Genomic DNA, 20,955 nt, shown 5'->3' on the forward strand with positions numbered 1-20,955 from the left:
GCCTGTATGAAGAGAAAATATCTATGCCGCAGTCCTCTGAGGGCGGCTTTTGCGAACAGTGACAAAGCAAAAGCTTCAGGAATTCAAAAATGGCGGAGACTGCATTTTGCGCTTTTTCCCTTAGCTTTGGCGTTCCTTTTCGGCGTCTCGGGCTGCGGCAAGGCAGATGCGGGGGAAGAGGAAGTGCAAAGATATGCCTGGCCACTTGGGACGGCAAGCCCGGAGGATACGGTCACCCAGATTTATGCGGAGAAATTCGCCGAAGAAGTAGGCAGGTTAAGCGGCGGGAAAATGAAGATTCAGGTATATCCCAACAGCACCCTGGGCGGTGACAGAGAGCTTCTGGAAACCTGCCGGGACGGAGATATCCCCTTCGTGATCCAGAACACGGCTCCCCAGGTGTCCTTTATGGAGGATTTGGCGGTTTTTGATATGCCTTGTTTGTTTGACACTATTGAGGAAGTCAGAGAGAAAGTGGATGATGAGAAATTTTACGGGCTGGTGGAGCAGGTGTACCAGGACAGCGGATACCGGCTGCTGGGATATGCAGACCAGGGCTTCCGGGTTATGTCCACAAACCAGAATATTACTGACTTTGGGGATTATAAAGGGCAGAAAATCAGAACCATGGAAAATTCCTACCATATGGATTTCTGGAAGGCATTGTCTGCAGCTCCCACCCCTATGACCTTTAGCGAGGTGTATATCGGGCTTCAGCAGGGAACCATAGACGCCCAGGAAAATCCCTATGAGGTGATTGTATCTAACCGGCTGTATGAGCAGCAGGATTACGTGGTGGAGACCAATCATCTGCCCCATTTGATATCTCTGATTGTCAGCGACAGCTTTTTTCAAGAGCTGTCTTTGGAAAAACAGGAAATTCTGAGAAAAGCGGCGGCATATGCAGGCGAAGAGGCAAGAAAAGCGTCGGATGAGCGCATTGCAGACAAAAAGAGGGAGATAGAAGCCAGCGGTACAGAGATTGTTGTACTGGAGGAAGAATTGAGAAAGAAAATGAAGGAAGCTTCGGAAAGTGTCTATCAGGAAATTGAAAAGGTCGTGGACAAGGAAATTGTAAAAGCATATACGGAATGAAAAATTTTTCGGCGTCTGGACAGGGAAGATGCGATATAGGAAGCGAAAATGTATATAAATTGCACCTGAAACATGTATTTCAGGTGCAATTTGCACAAAATTTCAAAAACATCAAAATTCTTTTGATTTTTCAAAAAAAGTATGGTACAATATTTGCGTTGTAAAAAATAGTAGAAAAAGCACCCATAGTTTAACGGATAAAATACCAGATTCCGGTTCTGGGGCTGGGGGTTCGATTCCCTCTGGGTGCATTTTAGAATTACTGCAGATGCTAACAGCGTTTTCGGTAATTGGTGAAACTTATTAACTACTGTATTCCGACAGGACAAGCCGGGTGCGGCTATCATCATAGATTAAGTAAGGAGCAAATATGAGATTTACAGATAGAAAGAATGATAACTTTGAGTCAGTATCCGAATATAGGATTATTATAGATAAAATTACGGATTTTTTGAAGAAAAATGTGAGATATGTATCCAGAACTGCAATGGTTTTTGCGTTGGCGTCTGTTCTTATGCTGACAGGATGCAATGAGAAGAGTGAAAGCAATGAACCTGCAGAATCTCAGACGGAGACCGAGCAACCGATATCTGCAGACAATGCAGAGCAGCCCCAGGCAGAGAAGGATGAATATGAAGTGGATGCCCATCCGGAAGTGAAGGAGTTGGTGTCTACATATTATAACTCCTATGCGGCAGGTGACATTGATAAGCTGGTTTCTATCACCCAGTTTCTTTCTGATATGGAGAAAAGCTATATTCAAATGATGAATGAGCATGTGGAAAGCTACAGTGATGTGACGTGCTACACGAAGGAAGGGCTGGAAGATGGCTCCTATTTGGTGTCAGCTACCTTTAACATGCATTTCAGCGGCATGGAAGGCGGACTTCCAGGTATGGATTTCTTCTATCTCAGGACAAGTGAGGACGGTAAGGTGTATATTGATAACCGTTACAGTTCTTTTAACCGTTTGCTTCAGGAGCAGGAGACGGAAGCAGAAGTTGACAGCTTGATTGCAGAATTTGAAGGCGGAGAAGATGTACAGAAGCTTCGTGAGGAATATCAGAATAAATATGAACAGGCGGTAGTGGCAGATGAGAATCTGAAGAATATGGCGGACACCGTATCAGAGGCGATTCGTCAGTGGAGAGCATCTTATAGCCCTGATGCACCTCAGGAAGGGGAACAGCCGACGGAGAATGCAGAAGCCCCGGCAGAGAATACAGAGGCGCAGCCGGAGGAACCTGCTGAGAATCAGGAACAGGCCTCCCAGGAGCCGGCAGAGAATACAGAAGAAGAGGCGCCTCAGGAGGATAGCACGCCGGAGATTAATTATGTGCCGGAAGGCAAAGTGCTTACCGCAAACAGCAGCTATAATGTGCGTAAGTCTATGAGCGAGACGGCAGAATTAGTGGGAACCACAGCAGAAGGCGACAGTATTACGGTAGTCTTAAGTTACGCAGAAGGTTGGACGAAGGTAGAATGGAACGGTCTGACCGGATACATTCGTACGGATTTGCTGTTGAATAATTAAATTTCAGTCTGTACAGCCTGCAGTTTTGCAGGCTGCAGCATTCATACTGTGGAAGTTCTGGCTTTCACAATATATGACAGGACAAAGAGGTTTGAAGAAGGAGAATTGCCTGGATGGGCAGTTCTCTTTTTAGCAACGAGGAAAAACCGGCTGGCACGGTTTGAAATTTCAGCAATGGAAAAACTGCCAGGTACGGTTTGAAATTTTAATAAAAAGAATTGAAAATAAAACTGGTATAAAATACGCAAAATGTTTCACCCTAATAGGAAACACAATCAGGAGGAAGCAATGCGTAATTATCAGGAAATTAATGTATTAAAAGAAACGAGAAGAAATGCGGCTATGGCGGTGAAGGCCATTGATGCACTGATGGGAAAGGTGTATAACCAGGAATTTGCTTATGAGCTGACAGCCCAGAGAAACCGGTTTAAGAATTTTGAGCGGAAGGCGGACGCCGGGCTGTGGGAGCATGGAGTTTTACCCCGGGAATCCGGCCTTGGTAAAGCCATGCTTTGGGGTGCAATCCAAGCCAATACCATGCTGAATATCAGTACGCCCCATGTGGCAGATATGATGATTCAGGGAAATACCAGAGGCATTACGGAGCTTTTGAAAGCAAAGCACAACAATAAAAATACCGGAAGTTTTGCCAATGAGCTGGCGGAAGAACTGATGGATTTTCAAGAAGAAAATATTGAGAGATTAAAAAGATTTTTATAAAGAAAAAGAAGAGTTTTTAAAGTATTGTAAAGGTGTGATTTGCAATGTCAGAATCAGTCAGAATCAACAAATATCTCAGTGAGGCGGGAATCTGTTCCCGGAGAGAAGCAGATCGGCAGATTGAACGCGGAACGGTTACCATCAACGGCAAGGCGGCAGTGATGGGAGATAAAGTCGGCCCTGGAGATATTGTAATGTACGGGAAGAAAAAGGTCTCTATGGAGGAGGAAGCGGTAATTCTTGCAGTGAATAAGCCTGCCGGAATTGTATGCACTTCCGAAAAGAGGGAAAAGGATAATATTGTAGATTATGTGAATTATCCCAAACGGGTATATCCCATTGGAAGGCTGGATAAGAATTCCCATGGGCTGATTCTGATGACAAATCAAGGGGAAATTGCCAATGAAATTATGCGCAGCCGGAATTTTCACGAGAAGGAATATATTGTAAAAGTGAACCGGGATGTGACAGAGGAATTTCTTCAGAAGATGTCTCAGGGAGTGTATCTGGAAGAGTTAAAGACGGTAACCAGGTCTTGTATAACGGAAAAGGTGGGAAGGCGAGCCTTTCGTATTATTTTAACTCAGGGGCTGAACCGTCAGATACGCAGGATGTGTGAAGCTTTTCATTATCGGGTCATAGATTTGAAACGGATAAGGATTCTGAATATTCGTCTGGGAGATTTGAAAGAGGGTACATACCGGAAAATTACCGGTCAGGAGTGGGAAGAATTGCAGGAACAGTTGAAAGGATAAGAAGCAATGGAACGAAATCAGGCAGAGGCAAGGATCACAGAGCTGCGCAGTCAGTTGGAATATCACATTAATCGTTATTATAATCTGGACAGCCCTGAAATCAGTGATTATGAATATGATACCATGATGCAGGAATTAAAATCACTGGAAAAAGAATTTCCGGATTTGGTAACGGCAGATTCTCCCACCCAAAGGGTAGGAGGAGCCGCAAAACGGGAGGCCGGCGTTCTGGTTCGGCATAATGTCCCTATGCTGAGCCTGCAGGATGTGTTTTCCAGGGAGGAAGTGGAAGCTTTTGTGGAAGAGATGCAGGAGCAGTTAGAAGATCCTGAATTTGTAGTGGAATATAAAATTGACGGGCTTTCTATGGCGCTCCGGTATGAGGATGGGGCGCTGAAAACAGCAGTGACCCGGGGAGACGGCATTAATTTCGGGGAAGACGTTACGGTAAATGCGAAAGTGATTTCCGATGTGAAAAAGAAATTAAAGGTTCCTGTGGAATATCTGGAAATCCGCGGGGAAGTTTATATGAAGAATGAGAATTTTGAACATGTAAACGCCATGCAGGAGTTAAAAGGCAGAAAACCCTTTGCCAATCCCAGAAATTGTGCGGCGGGAACTCTCAGGCAGTTGGACAGCAAAATTACCAAAGAGCGGGGATTGTCCATGTTTGTATTCAATATCCAGCAGATCCGTGGGATGGAGTTTGAAACCCATACCCAGGGATATGAATATTTAAAAAAGAACAACATTCCTGTGATTGACGATTACAGAGTCTGCCGAAGCAAGGAAGAAGTCTGGGAAGCCATTTGCGCCATTGGGGAAAACCGGGGCAGTCTGGGATACGATATTGACGGCGCAGTGGTAAAGATTAATTCTCTTGCAGATCGGGTAACATTGGGGGCTACTTCAAAAGTTCCCCGCTGGGCAGTGGCCTACAAATATCCGCCGGAGGAAAAAGAGACAACCCTTTTGGATGTGGAATTGTCTGTGGGGCGTACTGGAAGAATTACCCCCACCGCAATTTTTGAGCCGGTGCGGCTCTGCGGCACCACCGTATCCCGTGCAACCCTTCATAATCAGGACTTTATTGACCAGCTGGATATCCGGATTGGCGACCGGATTCTGGTGTATAAATCAGGTGAAATTATTCCGAAGGTTCGGAAAGTTTTAAAGGAAAAACGTACAGGGCACACAGAACCCTATCGTCTGCCGGAGGTTTGTCCGGTCTGCGGCTCTGAGACACGGAAAGAGAAAGATACAGCAGATCTCCGCTGTACTTCACCCACCTGTCCGGCTCAGTTAGAGCGGCGCATTATCAATTTTGTGGGCAGAGATGCTATGGATATCAAAGGATTCGGGAATGTTTACGTGGAAGAACTGGTGCGGCTTGGGTACTTAAAAGATATCGCAGATATTTATGCACTGAAGGATTACAGAGAAGAGCTGATTGAACAGGGGATCATTGGGAAGGAGAAAAATACGGACAAATTGCTGGACGCCATTGAGAAATCCAAGGAGAATGACGCAGCCCAGCTTCTGACCGGATTTGGGATTCCTAATGTGGGAAAAGCAGCGGCTAAGTCTATTTTAAGAGAATTTAAAAGTATCGGGAATCTGCGGGAAGCAGATGCAGAATCTCTGGTAAATGTAAATGATATCGGCCAGGTCAGCGCCAATTGCATTCTGGATTTTTTTGCGGATAAAGAGAACTGCAGGATGGTGGAACGCATGGAAAAGTACGGCGTAAATATGGAATCAAAGGAACAGCCATTGGGCAGCAGGTTGGAGGGAATGACCTTTGTGGTAACCGGGACGCTGCCTACTCTGGAACGTAAGGAGGCGGCAGCTTTGATTGAGAAGCAGGGCGGTAAGGTATCTGGTTCTGTCTCTAAGAAAACCAGTATGGTATTGGCGGGGGAGAATGCCGGAAGCAAGCTGACGAAGGCGCAGGAGCTGGGGATTCCGGTTATTTCAGAAGAGGAGCTGCTTGCCATGCTGGAGCGTGCCTGAAGAAGTGTTTCCGGGAATGCGATGCATATCTTTGAACAATATTTTCAGGCGCGCCGACAGCGAGGTTTCAGAAAATATAGAGTTTAACAGAGAAAGAAGGTTAGGTTATGCCCATCAAAGTGCAGAGTGATTTGCCGGCAAAGGAAACATTAGAGCGTGAAAATGTGTTTACCATGGATGAAAACAGAGCGGTTCATCAGGATATCCGTCCCATCGAAGTGGGAATTTTGAACCTGATGCCCTTAAAAGAGGATACAGAGCTGCAGATCCTCAGAGAGCTTTCCAATACGCCCCTGCAGGTGGATGTCACCTTTGTGGTGACAGGCAGCCATGAGTCCCGCAATACTTCCAGCAGCCATTTAAATAAATTTTACCATACGTTTCAGGAAATTAAAGAACGTAAATTTGACGGGTTTATCATTACCGGAGCGCCGGTGGAGAAAATAGAATACGAGGAAGTAGATTACTGGAAAGAATTTGAAGAAATCTGTGAGTGGACGAAAAGTAATGTGACTTCTACCATGCATTTGTGCTGGGGAGCCCAGGCGGGCTTGTATTATCACTATGGAATCCCAAAGGAAATGCTGGATCACAAAATGTTCGGCTTGTTTCAGCATAAAGTCAGAAACCGGAAGATTCCCCTGGTGAGAGGGTTTGACGATTATTTTTTAGCGCCTCATTCCAGGCACACACAGGTAAGAGTGGAGGAAATAGAAAAAGTGCCGGAACTTACGATACTGGCAGAATCAGAGGAGGCCGGGGCTTATCTGATTATGGATACCACCGGCAAGAAGATTTTTGTTATGGGCCATCCGGAGTATGACAGGATTACCCTCCATACAGAATACATACGGGATAAAGAGAAAGGGCTGGATATTCAGGTTCCCAGGAATTACTATCAGGATGATGACTGTACCATCCGCCCGAACCTCCAGTGGCGGGCCCATGCCAATACGCTGTATACAAACTGGCTCAACTACTATGTTTATCAGGCTACGCCTTATGAGTATACTTCGGTGCCGGGGTCTGCAGTCAGGCAGGCCATGCGGGAGGGAAGTTCCCGTTGAGATTTAAATAATTGGATAAAACCGGAAGAATCGCTTTGCAAATGCCGGCAATTCTGCTATAATAAAAAACGAATAAGTTTTAGGAGGCGTAAAATGGCTGAAGACAGAAAAGCATATATGATAAAAGATGACAATTTGGGTGAGGTGCGTATTGCAGATGAGGTAATTGCGATTATCGCAGGACTGGCGGCTACCGAAGCAGAAGGCGTCAGTTCTATGGCAGGGAATATTACCAATGAGCTGGTAAGCAAGCTTGGCATGAAAAATCTGTCCAAGGGAATCAAGATAGAGATTAAGGAGAACGTAGTCAGAGTGGATGTAGCATTGAACATCCGTTTTGGATATGCGATTCCCGAAGTGTCTACCAAGGTGCAGGAGAGAGTGAAATCTGCCATTGAGAACATGACCGGACTGGAAGTAAGCAGTGTCAACGTGCGCATTGCAAGTGTGGAGATGGAGAAGCAGAAATAAAATCAGGTGCGGCAGGTTTTTTCCTGTATGAAAATGAGGAATTATATGGAAAGATCATAAGGCTGTCATTTGACAGCCTTTTTGTGAGTATAACCATTTTGAAAGGAAGCATATGAGCCGAAGAGAAATAAGAGAACAGATATTTAAGCTGCTGTTTCGGGCGGAATTTTACGAAGAAGCGGAGCTGCCGGAGCAGCTGCAGTTGTTTTTTGAGGAACTGGATAAGAAAGAAGAGAAAGATACTGCATATATACAGGAAAAGTTTGAGCAGATCTTATCACATATGTCAGAGATTGACAAAATGGTGAATGAGATAGCCCAGGGATGGAAGACTACCCGGATGGGAAAGGTAGATCTGACCCTGATTCGGCTGGCTGTTTATGAAATGAAATTTGAGGAAGAGGTTCCCACAGGAGTGGCAATCAATGAAGCCGTAGAGCTTGCCAAAAGCTATGGCACCGATGATTCCGCTTCCTTTGTAAACGGGATTCTGGCAAAACTGGCATGACGAAGAATGTGTATACGGTAGGGCAGGTGAATTCCTACATCAAGAATATGTTCACCCAAGATTTTATGATGAACCGCATTTATGTCAAGGGAGAGGTATCCAATTGCAAATACCATACCACCGGCCATATTTATTTTACCCTGAAGGATGAGACGGGCGCATTGCAGGCAGTTCTTTTTGCAGGAAACCGTAAAGGTCTTGCTTTTTCCATGAAAAACGGGGACAATGTGATTGTTTTGGGCTCCATTTCCGTTTACGAACGGGACGGCAAATATCAGCTTTATGCCAGAGAGATTTTGCTGGACGGAGAAGGTCTGCTGTACCAGAGATTTGAACGTCTGAAACGGGATCTGGAGGAGATGGGGATGTTCGCACCGGAATATAAACAGCCGATTCCGAAATATATCCATATCCTTGGCATTGTTACTGCGCCGACGGGAGCGGCAATCCGCGATATCCAGAATATCAGCAGTCGCCGAAATCCGTATGTGCAGACAATCCTCTACCCTGCGCTGGTGCAGGGAGAGGGAGCGGCAGTTAGTATTGTAAACGGCATCCATGCCTTGGAGCAGTTGGGCGTGGACGTGATGATTGTGGGCCGGGGCGGCGGTTCCATGGAAGATTTGTGGGCGTTTAATGAAGAGATTGTGGCAAGGGCTATTTTTGAATGTTCCATTCCGATTATTTCTGCAGTGGGACATGAGACAGACACTACCATTGCGGATTATACTGCTGATATGCGGGCACCCACTCCCTCGGCGGCGGCAGAGCTGGCAGTATATGATATCCGGGAACTGGAGGGGACGCTGCTGTCTCTGCAGTTAGAGCTGAACCGGAACATTACGGACAGACTGGAAAGGGCAGAAGAACGCGTTCGCCAGTATGCAAACAGGTTAAAGCTGTTAAGCCCTGTGAATCAGCTGAATGAGAAAAGGCAGACGGCAGCGGATTTGGAAGAAAAACTGCGTATGAGGATGGAACAGCAGGTGATGCAGCGCAGGCATGAATTGGAACTGCTGGCGGAGCGGTTAGAATCGCTGTCGCCGCTGAAGAAGTTAAGTCAGGGCTATGCCTTTGTAACGGACAAAAACGGGCAGGGAATCTGTGATGCAGAGAAGGTCCAAACAGGAGATACGCTGAAGATCCACATGCTGAACGGAAAAGTGACTGCAAAGGTGGAAGAAGTGGAACAGGAGGTCTTATGAGCCAGAAAAAACAGCAGGAGAATGAAAAAGAACAATCTTTGGAAGAAGCTTTTCAGGAATTGGAAGAAATGATAGAGAAAATGCAGCAGCGGGAAGTGACTTTGGAAGAGACTTTTGCGCTGTATGAACAGGGAATCCGGAAGTTGAAATTCTGTAATCAGAAGATAGATAAAGTGGAAAAGAAAATGCTTCTTTTGAACGAGCAGGGAGAATTGGAGCCTTTAGGAGAACTGGAGACGGAATAGAAGAATCAGGAAGAAAAACAGCGCAGAAGAAAGGACGGGCAGTTATGGATATAAAAGCAGAGATTGCATCCAGAACCAGGCAGATAGAAGCTGTGATTGCCGATTATCTGCCGAAAGAGGAGGGTTACCAGCGAACCGTAATATCAGCGATGAATTACAGTGTACAGGCAGGCGGCAAAAGACTAAGGCCCATGCTGATGTGGGAAACCTACCGGATGTTTGGGGGAAGATCCAAAGTGATCGAGCCTTTTATGGCAGCAATTGAGATGATCCACACCTACTCTCTGGTGCATGATGATCTGCCGGCCATGGATAACGATGAATACCGCCGGGGCAAGAAAACAACCCATGCCCAATATGGAGAGGCAATGGGGATTCTGGCCGGAGATGGTCTTTTGAATTATGCCTTTGAGACAGCAATAAAAGCCTTTGAAATAGAACCGGGCAACGCCAATATCGGCAAGGCGCTGCAGATACTTGCGGGGAAAGCCGGAATACACGGAATGCTGGGAGGGCAGTGCGTGGATGTAGAGGCGGAAGGAAAACTGGTAACAGAGGAGGTGCTAAGGTTTATCTATCAGCTGAAAACAGGCGCACTGTTGGAAAGTTCCATGCTGATCGGAGCTGTCCTGGCAGGAGCTACCAAAGGGGAACAGAGACAGGTGGAACAGGCGGCAGGAGAACTGGGGCTTGCCTTTCAGATACAGGACGACATTCTGGATGTTACCGGCATTACAGAGGTTTTGGGGAAGCCTGCAGGCAGCGATGAAAAAAATCACAAAAGCACCTGGGTGACCTTGTATGGAATTGAAGGCGCAAGGCAGGAGGCAGAGCGTCTATCCAGACACAGTGTAAAATTGTTGGAAGAGCTTGTGGTGAAAAATGAATTTTTAACATCCCTGTTGGTGGAGCTGATTCAGAGGGAAAAATAACGGGCAGAGTTCTGGAAGGAAAAACAGGAGAAGAAAGGGGATGTTCTATATGGCGTTGGAAAAGATAGAAAAGCCCAATGATATCAAACAAATAGAAGAAGCAGAGCTGTCGGTATTGGCGGAGGAAATTCGGGAATTTTTAATTCGCCGGGTGTCAGAGCATGGCGGCCATCTGGCCTCCAATCTTGGGGTAGTGGAGCTTACCATGGCAATGCATCTTTATTTTCAGCTGCCGGAGGATAAAATTATCTGGGATGTAGGGCATCAGTCATATACCCATAAGCTGCTGACGGGACGGAAAGAAGGATTTGAAACCCTGCGGCAGTTCGGGGGGATGAGCGGATTTCCCAAACGGAAAGAGAGCGACTGTGACAGCTTTGATACAGGGCACAGCTCCACTTCTATTTCTGCAGGTCTTGGATATGCAGCGGCAAGAGAGCTTACCGGAGACAGCTATCGGGTGGTTTCCGTCATCGGAGACGGAGCATTGACTGGAGGCATGGCTTACGAAGCGCTAAATAATGCAGCCCTTTTGGAAACGAATTTTATTATTGTGCTGAATGACAATAATATGTCTATTTCAGAAAATGTAGGGGGACTTTCCAGTCATTTGGGCAATCTGCGCACCGCAGAGGCGTATCAGGGATTAAAAACAGGGGTAACCAATTCCCTGAATAAAATACCAGTATACGGGGAAAGGATGGTGGAGCGGATTCGCCGGACAAAAAGCGGCATCAAGCAGCTTCTGATTCCCGGAATGCTGTTTGAAAATATGGGAATTACCTATTTGGGGCCGGTGGATGGACATGATATCAATGCCATGTTAAGGATCTTCCGGGAAGCTGCCAAAGTAAACGGAGCGGTACTGGTTCATGTGATGACCCAAAAGGGAAGAGGATATCTTCCGGCAGAACGGCATCCGGCCAGGTTTCACGGCACAGACGCCTTTGAAATCGAGACGGGGCTGCCGAAAAAGAGACGCACCACAGCCAATTACACAGATGTTTTTTCCACGGTGATGCGTAAACTGGGGGAAAGGGATACAAAGGTGGCTGCCATTACCGCTGCGATGGAAGACGGAACTGGATTAAAGCGTTTTCACAATATGTTCCCGGAGCGTTTTTTTGATGTGGGAATTGCAGAGGGGCATGCGGTAACCTTTGCGGCAGGGCTGGCAGCGGCGGGACTGAAACCGGTGTTGGCGGTGTATTCTTCTTTTCTTCAAAGGGCTTATGATCAGATGCTGCATGATGTGTGCATTCAGGATCTTCCGGTGACCTTTGCTGTGGATCGGGCAGGGCTTGTGGGCAGTGACGGGGAAACGCATCAGGGTATCTTTGATTTGTCTTACCTTTCTTCCATTCCAAATATGACTATTATGGCGCCGAAAAATAAATGGGAGCTTTCCGATATGGTGAAGTTTGCAGTAAATTTCGGGCATCCCATTGCCATACGCTATCCCAGGGGACAAGCCTACGACGGGTTAAAAGAACACAGGGCGAAAATTATTTACGGAAAAAGTGAAGTGATTTGCTGGAACAATCAGATTTTGCAGGGTATGATGGACATTCCTGCGGTCCAAGGCGGAGGGCCGTCCGGTGAGCTTTCATTGGGCTCAAAGGGCGGAAAAGTGAAGCTTGCGCTTCTGGCCGTGGGCAGCATGGTGAAGACGGCAGAGGAAGTCTGGCAGCAGCTGAAGGAAGAGTACCCATGCACGTTGGTGAATGTGCGATTTGTAAAGCCTATGGATACAGAATTATTGGATAATCTTGCCGAGACCCATGATCTGCTGGTGACGATGGAAGAAAATGTATTAAGCGGCGGATTTGGAGAACATGCGGTCAGATATTTGGAAAATCTTCGCTGCCAGAACGCTGAAGGCTGCCAAAGTAAGCCAAAGGGCTGGGAAAATGGCTCCGGAAAAGAAAAGCCCAGACAGGCAAGGATACTGAATATTGCAATTCCGGATGTTTATGTAGAGCATGGAAATGTGGAAGTTCTTCGAAAAGAGCTTGGAATTGACAGTGAATCTGTGGCTGAAAGGATTCGGGAAGCAGTGAGAGCATTGGAGACAAATTGATAAAAAGAAAGGCGCAACATGAAAGAAAGATTGGATGTGCTGCTGGTGCAGCGGGGTCTCGCTCCCTCCCGGGAAAAAGCAAAGGCCATGATTATGGAAGGAAATGTATTTGTGGCAGGACAGCGGGAGGATAAGGCAGGAACTTCCTTTGATACGAAAGCTCCGATAGAGGTGCGGGGAAATACCTTGAAATATGTTAGCCGGGGCGGGCTGAAGTTGGAGAAAGCAATGAAGAATTTTGACATCAGCCTGACTGATAAAATCTGCATGGATATCGGAGCATCTACGGGAGGCTTTACTGACTGTATGCTCCAAAACGGAGCGGCGAAAGTCTATGCGGTAGATGTGGGGTACGGCCAGTTTGCCTGGAAACTGAGACAGGATGGGCGGGTAGTCTGTATGGAAAAAACAAACATCCGTTACGTAACCCCTGAGGATATTGAGGATGTGCTGGATTTTGCTTCCGTGGATGTTTCTTTTATTTCCCTTACCAAGGTGCTTCCGGCGGCAAAAGAGCTTCTTGGGGAGACAGGAGAGATGGTATGCCTGATTAAGCCTCAGTTTGAGGCAGGAAAAGAAAAGGTTGGAAAAAAAGGCGTGGTCAGAGACCCCAAAGTGCATCAGGAGGTCATTGAGAAAATTCTTGATTTTGCAGAAGAATCAGGCTTTGCTGTCCGTGGCCTGGAGTTCTCTCCCATCAAAGGCCCTGAGGGGAATATCGAGTATCTGGTACATATGCAAAAAGGAATGGAAAGTCAGGAGGAACTGGTGGATGTGGCGGCTGTGGTAGCACAGGCCCATGGGACACTGACATAGGAAAATGAAACATTTTTATATTATCGCAAATCCCGCAAGGGACACTCAGTTAGAACTCACTGGAAAAATTCAGAAATTTGTCACAGCAAAGGGCGGAACCTGCGGATATCAGGCAAATCGGGAACTGGAAGGCATTCCTTTTGACCGGAAACAGATTCCTGAAGATACGGAATGCATTCTGGTGGTGGGAGGCGACGGCACCCTTCTGAGAGCGGCAAGGAATATTGCAGAACGCAATGTACCGTTAATTGGAATCAATACCGGCCATCTGGGATATCTCTGTGAGTTGGAAGCAGACACGGCAATTGCCGGAGTAGAACATCTTCTGGCAGAAAAAGGCTACACCATTGAGCGGCGGATGCAGCTATCCGGATGCTGTATCACAAGAGCAGGAAGGGAGCAGGAGCGGACCGCCTTAAATGATATCGTGATTCACCGCTGCGGCAGGCTGCAGGTAGTGGATTTAATCATTTCCGTAAATGGAGAATATTTAAATACTTATCGGGCAGATGGTATCATTCTCGCAACTCCTACTGGTTCCACCGGCTACAGCATGTCTTGCGGAGGGCCCATTGTAGATCCCAAGGCCAGCCTTTTACTGATTACGCCCATCAGTCCTCATACCCTGAATGCAAAAAGCATTGTGTTGGATGCAGAGGATGAAATCACCATCGAAGTGGCGAAGCGCAGTACGGAACAGGAAGAGGAATTAGAGGTCAGCTTTGACGGGGATCACGTGGGAATGCTCAGGGCCGGAGAGAAAATCACCGTGAAAAAAGCCCATATCTGCACCAGAATTCTAAAGCTTAGCCAATTGAGTTTTTTGGAACGGCTGCGGAAAAAACTACAGGGATATGGCTGAGAAGAATAAGGAAAACAACTGGCAGGGCTCTGGCAGAAAATCGCCCCAGGAGGGAAAGATGAAATCAAAGCGTCATGCAAAAATTTTGGAAATTATCTCGAAATACAGCATTGAGACACAGGAGGAACTTTCAGAGCGTTTGGAGCAGGAAGGATTTCATGTGGCTCAGGCTACGGTTTCCAGAGATATTCGGGAATTGAAATTAACAAAGGTGCCAGGCGGTTTGGGACGCCAGAAATATATTTCATTGAATGAGAATCCGCCGGATATGAGTGAGAAATATATCCGGGTATTCCGGGATGGATTTGTTTCCATGGATATGGCGCAGAATATTCTGGTGATCCGTACGGTTTCCGGAATGGCAATGGCAGTTGCGGCGGCTTTGGACACCATGGACTGCCATGAGATTGTGGGGAGTATTGCAGGAGATGATACCATTATGTGTGCAGTGCGCACAGTGGAGGACACAGAAATTTTAATGGAAAGACTGCGGAAGATGACAGAACCTTAAGGCTGCTGCGAGAAGCAAAGCCTTTGAGTATTGCAGAAAGCTGCTGCGGGAAGCAAAGCCTTTGAGTAACGCAGAAAGCTGCAAAATAAAATCGCCGCAGGCGAGAGGAGAAAGATATATGTTGGTAAGTCTGCATGTAAAAAATCTGGCGTTGATGGAAGAAGCGGAGGTGGAATTTGGCAGCGGGCTGAATATTTTGTCCGGGGAGACCGGAGCCGGAAAATCCATTATTATCGGTTCGATTAATCTTGCTTTGGGAGAAAAAGCGCCGAAGGAAATGCTGCGGGAACATGCGGAATATGCGTTGGTGGAACTGATTTTCAGAGTGGATAATGAGGAGCAGAGGAAATTGTTGGCGGAAATGGATATTTTTCCGGAAAATGATGAGATTATCATGTCCCGGAAAATTACTTCTTCCCGCAGCGTAGGGAAAATCAATTCCGAAACAGTATCGGCTTCCTGTATGAAGAAGGCAGCTTCTTATTTGATTGATATTCATGGACAGCATGAGCACCAGTCATTACTGCATAAGAGAAAGCATTTGGAAATTCTGGATGAATATGGAAAAGAGCAGCTGGAAGGAAAAAAGAAAACCCTGAAGCAGAGATTTCAAGAGTATCAGGAGATTTTGGAAGAAAAGCAGCGGGCGCTTTTGGAAGGAGAAGGACGGGAACGGGAGTTGGCTTTTCTGGAATATGAGATACAGGAGATTGAGGACACCAATTTAATTATGGGGGAGGATGAAGAGCTGGAGGTTGCTTATCGGAAAATGGCAAATAACCGGAAGATCATGGAAGCGGCAGGGATGGCCTATGAAATGACTGGCGGCAGCAGCAGCGCCACAGAACAGCTTGGACGAGCCTTGCGGGAGCTTCAGACAGTGGCGGATTATGATGAGAAGCTGGAAGGATTCTGCAGCCAGCTGGAGGAAGTGGACAGTCTTTTAAATGATTTTAACCGGGAACTGTCAGGATATATTTCCGAGGAGGAATTTGACGGGGAAGCTTTTGCTGAGGTAGAGAGACGACTGGATGAAATTAATCGTCTGAAAGACAAATTCGGAGGAAGTGTGGAAGCAGTGCTGAACGCCAAAGAAGAAAAGCAGAAAAAATACAGCAGGCTGAAAGATTATGAGGAATATCTGGAACAGTTGGAAAAACGTCTGTCAAAATCGGAAAGGGCTATGCAGAAAATATCAGATGATGTTTCCAAAATTCGGAAAAAATATGCAAAAAAACTGACAAAACAGGTGCAAGGCGCACTGGTGGATTTGAATTTTCTGGATGTGAATTTTACCATGGAATTTCAGGAAACCAAAGGATATACGGCCAATGGAAAGGATGAGGCGGAATTTCTGATATCCACCAATCCAGGAGAGCCTTTAAAGCCGCTGGGAAAAGTTGCTTCCGGTGGAGAACTTAGCCGGATTATGCTTGCCATCAAAACGATTTTAGCAGAGAGCGATCAGATTGAAACTTTGATTTTTGATGAAATAGATGCCGGAATCAGCGGAAGAACGGCCCAGATGGTGGCAGAGAAAATGAATGTCATAGGAAGAAGCCATCAAGTGCTCTGTATTACCCATCTTCCCCAGATTGCAGCCATGGCGGACTATCATTTTTTAATCAGCAAAAATGTGGTAAATAATGTGACCGTTTCCAGTATCTGCCTGTTGGAAGAAAAAGAAAGCATTACCGAGTTGGGACGAATGTTAGGCGGCGTGAAAATTACAGATACTGTAATGGAAAGCGCACGGGAAATGAAAGAGCTTGCAATAACAGCCAAAAAGTCCCAAAGTTAAAAATAGGAAAAGAACCGGCAATAACAGTCAAAAAATCCCAGAGTTAAATCAGGGAATATTTCACATACTAAAGTGGATTGATTTTGCTTAAAGGATGTGTGAAATGATGAAAGATAAAAGGCTGGTAAGATTTCAGAAATGGATAGCGAGGGGGAGTTTGATTGCAGGCTTTTGCTGGGGAATCTTTTTTTCTTTTTCTTATATGGAAGAATCCATACCGGATAAAATCTGGATCGAAAGAGGAAAAGAAGAAAGCTTTGACTTCCATCTGCCTGTAACCGGAGAAATGGAACAGGCGGGACTGGAAGTTTTTGGCAACCAGTCTCCCATGGTTGAGAAGGATAAAATCAAACTGGATTTGAATGAGAGTTTTTCTTTAAAATCCCAGGAACAGGGAAGCTATTCCATGACCTGCAGGCTGTTCGGTCTGTTTCACATAAAGGAAGTCAATGTGGAGGTGGTAGAGCAGGCCCAGGTAGTACCCTGCGGAATTCCGGTGGGAATTTATGTTAAAACGGACGGAATTCTGATTATCGGGACAGGAACGGTGACCGGAAGCGATGGCATGAATTACGAGCCTGCAGAAAATCTGGTGAAAAGCGGAGATTATGTCAAAACAATCAATGATCAGGTGATTGGAAATAAAGAAGAACTGATAGAGAAAATAAACCAGTGTCAGGGGGAACCTGTGGTACTGGGGATTTTGCGTGAAGAAGAATATATTCAGATAAAGCTGCAGCCGGTACAGACTTCTCAGGAAGAGTATAAGCTTGGAATTTGGGTCCGAGATGATTTGGCAGGCGTAGGAACTTTAACCTTTTATGATGAAGAAGGAAAATACGGGGCATTGGGACATCCTGTCAGCGATTTGGATACTGGAACGAAGGTAAGTATGGGAGAGGGTACGCTTTATGATGCGGAGATTGCAGGAATTACAAAAGGGGAAAAAGGAAATCCTGGAGAAATCGCAGGGGTGATTACTTATCTGGATCAGTATCGTCTGGGGACGGTGGAAGAAAATACCAACGTTGGAATATATGGGAATCTGGAAAAAACACCGGACAAGGTGGGTCAGGAAAGTTATTACCCGGTTGGTTTAAAGCAGGAAATTGAGGAAGGGGAGGCCACGATTATATCCACGGTTTCCGGGGAGCGGAAGGAATATTCCATTGTTGTTACGGATTTGGATTATAACAGTGAAAATAAGGGGATTTTGTTTCAGGTGACAGATTCAGAACTTTTGAATCTGACCGGCGGAATTGTGCAGGGGATGAGCGGAAGTCCCATTATCCAGAATGGAAAAGTCATCGGTGCAGTGACCCATGTGTTTGTCCAGGACGCTTCCAAAGGATATGGGATTTTTATTGAAAATATGCTTGAGCATTGAGTCGTGCAAGAATGAAAATACAGACAATTTGGAAGATTGCTTCTAAAATTGTCTGTGTTTTTATTCTTATAGGGCGAAAGCCCTCGCCTAACAGGCAAAGCCTGTTGGGTGGCACGGCGCAGCCAGGAAAGAGAAAACCAGACAGTTATACGGAATGAAGTGAAATAGAGCTGTTGCCCGATGAAGTCTGATCATTAAAAAATGATAGAAGAAAAGTTTTTGTATTGCAAAATTACCTATGACATAATACAATGAAAATAAATAAATAAGCACACAAAGCATATGAAAGTAAAATAGTATGGACTTTATTGATGAGATAAAAGAATTTTTGGATGTGCAAAAGAAAGAGAATGGAGAAGAAACTGCAAATACATATAGGAGCAAAATATATGCTTTTTATGAATTTGTCTCTTTGGAACTGAGAGAGGCAGATGTCACTTATATCTGTTTTTTAAATGTGATGGATAAGGATAAATTATTACAGAGTGTTGAATATTATGTGAAAGCTGGTAATCTTAAAAGCAGGGCTGCAGTAGATATTTACTTTTCTGTATTAGGAAATTTTTATAAATTCCTTTCAAATAAATATGGAAAAACAAATGATTATTTTCAGGATAGTATAAAAAAAGAAGAATTTAAAGAAGCATTTGAGAGAAAAATAAAAGAATTACGTTTACGAGATTCTGATACGCAAGAGCCAATAGGGAGAGAAATGGCGAAGAAAGTTTTGGAAGAGTGTAATAAGATAATTGATGGTATAGATAGCGAAAAAATATTGAGGAAAGAGAAAGGAGTGTATTCAAATTATATCTCATCTCTAATAGTTAAGTTAGTTTTGCTTTATGGACTGAAAAATGAGGCTATTAGAAAATTAAAAATTAAGGATTATAATGATCAACTAAATGATTTGATAATTAACAATTGTAGAGTGCACTTGCCCGATGGACTTGCAATGCAAATGAAAAAGTACAAGGAAGTTCGGAAAAAATTTTTAGAAAAATATGAGATTGAAAGTGAACGATTATTTTTTGATGATTATGATGTAGATAAAGAAATAGATAATACTAAAATGTTTCTCGTTCTAAAAAAAGTGATGGGTAATATGCAGGCAGGAGGAGTAGCTAAATATGCCATTATTCAATTACTGAGAGAAGGAATACCAGCTTATATAATTAGTAATTTTACAAATTATAAAGAGGATGTTTTGGACTATTGTCAAGAGCAGGTAGATGCAGAAAGAGGTTTATCGTTATTAAGTGAAAAAAGCCGAATATTAGATTCTGCACTGCGAAAAAATGACTTATATGATAATATGTAGTTGGCATATTTTAAACGGAAGAAGGTGACGTTTTATGACAGTAAACGATATCATATCTGGCGAATCAGAGTATCTTGAGTTCAAACAGGAAGTTCCGAAAAAAAGTGAAGTATATATGAAAACGGTAGTTGCATTTGCAAACGGCAGTGGAGGAAAAATTGTGTTCGGTGTGGAGGATAGTACATTTAAGGTAGTTGGAATTAATCAGGAAGATGCTTTTTCCATAATGGATGGAATTACTTCGGCAATCTGTGACAGTTGTACACCTATGATTACGCCAATTGTGACACTGGCTTCTGTTGAGGAAAAGGTTGTGATTGTTGTAAATATAATGCCAGGCAGTCAGCGTCCATATTATCTTACGGCGAAAGGAAAAGAAAACGGAACTTATATCAGAGTGTCAGGAACTACCCGACCGGCAGATTCGTTTGTGCTGAGAGAATTGGAATTTGAGGGTGTTAATCGGTGTTTTGATCAAAACTATGCGGCACCAGAAGCAAGTGTTACGGAGGATGAGATTAACTCCTTGTGCAATAAGATGTACCAATATGCGGTGGAGCATTGCAGAGATGGAGAAGCGGCAGAGAGGATTCATCGCCTGACAAGACAAAATTTGTTAAGTTGGGGCTTTTTGGTAAAACGGGGAGATGATTATTACCCTACGAATGCCTTTCTGCTTATGACACGCAATTTACTTCCGCAAGCAACAATTCAATGTGCCGTATTCAAGGGAAGGGACAGGGAGGTATTTATTGACCGGAGAGAATACGATGGGGATATTATAACACAGCTGGATGCGGCATATGAGTATGTCCTGCGCAACATTCATATGAGTTCGGAAATCAATGGATTATATCGAACTGACATATACGAACTTCCGACTGACTGCATCAGGGAGATGATTTGTAATGCCGTGGTTCATCGCAGCTATTTACATCCCTCAAGTATACAGGTAGCGGTGTATGATGATCGTGTGGAAGTGACTTCTCCGGGAATGCTGTTTGGAAGTTTGAGATTGAAAGATATTAAGGAGGGGATTTCCATACCGAGGAATCGGGCATTGGTGTATGCATTTACTTATATGAATATTATGGAACATTGGGGAAGCGGGATTCCGAGAATTATCAGACGGTGCAAAGAACTTGGATTAGAAGAGCCGGAGTTAATGGAAATTGCAGGTAGTTTTCGTATTAACTTATTTCGGTTTTCGGATAAAACGAGAATTGGGAAAAGTACGGATAAAGTGATGATGAGTACGGATAAAATACGGAAAAGTACGGATAAAGTACGGAAAAATACGGATAAATTGAATGACAATCATAAAAAGATTATTCAGTATGCAGAGGAAAAGGGAGCAATAACAAATAAAGAAGTTCAGAATTTGCTAAAGGTGAAGGATTCTCGTGCATTAAAAATTTTAAAGGAACTGGTTGAGGCAGGAGTATTGAAAAAAGAGGGTAAATTGAAGGGAAGTTATTACAAATTAAAATAATCTGTCAGAATTTGTTGTCCTTTACTTGACACACTCGTGAGCGGAAGCCCCATTATCCAGAATGGAAAAGTCATCGGTGCAGTGACCCATGTGTTTGTCCAGGACGCTTCCAAAGGATATGGGATTTTTATTGAAAATATGCT

19 protein-coding genes, 1 tRNA gene and 1 pseudogene are annotated in these 20,955 nt (G+C 44.7%); all 21 read left to right on the plus strand.

Features of this window, described 5'->3' with window-relative positions; genetic code table 11:
- Positions 1 to 6 precede the first annotated feature (6 nt).
- On the plus strand, positions 7 to 1,095 hold the full coding sequence (locus tag E5329_RS14890) for a TRAP transporter substrate-binding protein (protein WP_135990298.1): 1,089 nt from the start codon (positions 7 to 9) through the stop codon (positions 1,093 to 1,095).
- A 179-nt stretch (positions 1,096 to 1,274) separates the two neighbouring features.
- Positions 1,275 to 1,346, plus strand: a tRNA-Arg gene (locus E5329_RS14895).
- Between the two features lie 119 nt (positions 1,347 to 1,465).
- Positions 1,466 to 2,629 carry a hypothetical protein gene (locus E5329_RS14900; RefSeq protein ID WP_135990299.1) on the plus strand — a complete coding sequence of 388 codons (1,164 nt, stop codon included), beginning with the start codon at positions 1,466 to 1,468 and terminating at the stop codon, positions 2,627 to 2,629.
- Positions 2,630 to 2,917: 288 nt separating this feature from the next.
- On the plus strand, positions 2,918 to 3,349 hold the full coding sequence (locus E5329_RS14905) for a hypothetical protein (protein ID WP_135990300.1): 432 nt from the start codon (positions 2,918 to 2,920) through the stop codon (positions 3,347 to 3,349).
- Positions 3,350 to 3,393: 44 nt separating this feature from the next.
- On the plus strand, positions 3,394 to 4,104 hold the full coding sequence (locus tag E5329_RS14910; RefSeq protein ID WP_135990301.1) for a pseudouridine synthase: 711 nt from the start codon (positions 3,394 to 3,396) through the stop codon (positions 4,102 to 4,104).
- A 6-nt stretch (positions 4,105 to 4,110) separates the two neighbouring features.
- Entirely contained in the window at positions 4,111 to 6,117 is a 2,007-nt protein-coding gene (gene ligA / locus E5329_RS14915) for an NAD-dependent DNA ligase LigA (RefSeq protein WP_135990302.1), read from the plus strand.
- 107 nt (positions 6,118 to 6,224) lie between these two features.
- Positions 6,225 to 7,184, plus strand: a complete 960-nt coding sequence (gene metA, locus E5329_RS14920; protein ID WP_135990303.1) for a homoserine O-acetyltransferase MetA — start codon at positions 6,225 to 6,227, stop codon at positions 7,182 to 7,184.
- Positions 7,185 to 7,277: 93 nt separating this feature from the next.
- Positions 7,278 to 7,655 (plus strand): Asp23/Gls24 family envelope stress response protein, encoded by a 378-nt coding sequence (locus tag E5329_RS14925; protein ID WP_135990304.1) that lies wholly within the window; start codon positions 7,278 to 7,280, stop codon positions 7,653 to 7,655.
- Between the two features lie 112 nt (positions 7,656 to 7,767).
- Positions 7,768 to 8,163 (plus strand): transcription antitermination factor NusB, encoded by a 396-nt coding sequence (nusB, locus tag E5329_RS14930; protein ID WP_135990305.1) that lies wholly within the window; start codon positions 7,768 to 7,770, stop codon positions 8,161 to 8,163.
- The gene (xseA, locus tag E5329_RS14935; RefSeq protein WP_135990306.1) at positions 8,160 to 9,368 is read left to right on the plus strand and encodes an exodeoxyribonuclease VII large subunit; all 1,209 of its coding nucleotides are present in this window, start codon (positions 8,160 to 8,162) and stop codon (positions 9,366 to 9,368) included. The genes nusB and xseA overlap by 4 nt, the downstream gene beginning before the upstream one ends.
- Positions 9,365 to 9,613, plus strand: coding sequence for an exodeoxyribonuclease VII small subunit (xseB, locus tag E5329_RS14940; protein ID WP_135990307.1), 249 nt, complete (start codon positions 9,365 to 9,367; stop codon positions 9,611 to 9,613). Before xseA ends, xseB begins: the two co-directional genes overlap by 4 nt.
- Positions 9,614 to 9,657: 44 nt before the next feature.
- On the plus strand, positions 9,658 to 10,545 hold the full coding sequence (locus E5329_RS14945; protein ID WP_135990308.1) for a polyprenyl synthetase family protein: 888 nt from the start codon (positions 9,658 to 9,660) through the stop codon (positions 10,543 to 10,545).
- A gap of 49 nt (positions 10,546 to 10,594) precedes the next feature.
- On the plus strand, positions 10,595 to 12,625 hold the full coding sequence (gene dxs, locus E5329_RS14950) for a 1-deoxy-D-xylulose-5-phosphate synthase (protein WP_135990309.1): 2,031 nt from the start codon (positions 10,595 to 10,597) through the stop codon (positions 12,623 to 12,625).
- An 18-nt stretch (positions 12,626 to 12,643) separates the two neighbouring features.
- On the plus strand, positions 12,644 to 13,441 hold the full coding sequence (locus tag E5329_RS14955; protein ID WP_135990310.1) for a TlyA family RNA methyltransferase: 798 nt from the start codon (positions 12,644 to 12,646) through the stop codon (positions 13,439 to 13,441).
- 4 nt (positions 13,442 to 13,445) lie between these two features.
- Positions 13,446 to 14,303: an NAD(+)/NADH kinase gene (locus tag E5329_RS14960; protein WP_135990311.1), complete on the plus strand. Its 858-nt coding sequence runs from the start codon at positions 13,446 to 13,448 to the stop codon at positions 14,301 to 14,303.
- A 58-nt stretch (positions 14,304 to 14,361) separates the two neighbouring features.
- On the plus strand, positions 14,362 to 14,814 hold the full coding sequence (argR, locus tag E5329_RS14965) for an arginine repressor (RefSeq protein ID WP_135990312.1): 453 nt from the start codon (positions 14,362 to 14,364) through the stop codon (positions 14,812 to 14,814).
- A 118-nt stretch (positions 14,815 to 14,932) separates the two neighbouring features.
- On the plus strand, positions 14,933 to 16,615 hold the full coding sequence (gene recN, locus E5329_RS14970) for a DNA repair protein RecN (RefSeq protein ID WP_135990313.1): 1,683 nt from the start codon (positions 14,933 to 14,935) through the stop codon (positions 16,613 to 16,615).
- A 103-nt stretch (positions 16,616 to 16,718) separates the two neighbouring features.
- Complete coding sequence (gene spoIVB / locus E5329_RS14975; RefSeq protein WP_168356643.1) at positions 16,719 to 18,002, plus strand: SpoIVB peptidase; 1,284 nt, start codon at positions 16,719 to 16,721, stop codon at positions 18,000 to 18,002.
- 298 nt (positions 18,003 to 18,300) lie between these two features.
- The gene (locus E5329_RS14980) at positions 18,301 to 19,320 is read left to right on the plus strand and encodes a hypothetical protein (protein ID WP_135990315.1); all 1,020 of its coding nucleotides are present in this window, start codon (positions 18,301 to 18,303) and stop codon (positions 19,318 to 19,320) included.
- Between the two features lie 34 nt (positions 19,321 to 19,354).
- The gene (locus E5329_RS14985; RefSeq protein WP_135990316.1) at positions 19,355 to 20,812 is read left to right on the plus strand and encodes an RNA-binding domain-containing protein; all 1,458 of its coding nucleotides are present in this window, start codon (positions 19,355 to 19,357) and stop codon (positions 20,810 to 20,812) included.
- 36 nt (positions 20,813 to 20,848) lie between these two features.
- A pseudogene (locus E5329_RS32200) lies at positions 20,849 to 20,955 on the plus strand (SpoIVB peptidase S55 domain-containing protein); the annotation flags it as partial.

Origin of the sequence: Petralouisia muris, from assembly GCF_004793545.1 — a bacterium.
Classification (GTDB): domain Bacteria; phylum Bacillota; class Clostridia; order Lachnospirales; family Lachnospiraceae; genus Petralouisia; species Petralouisia muris.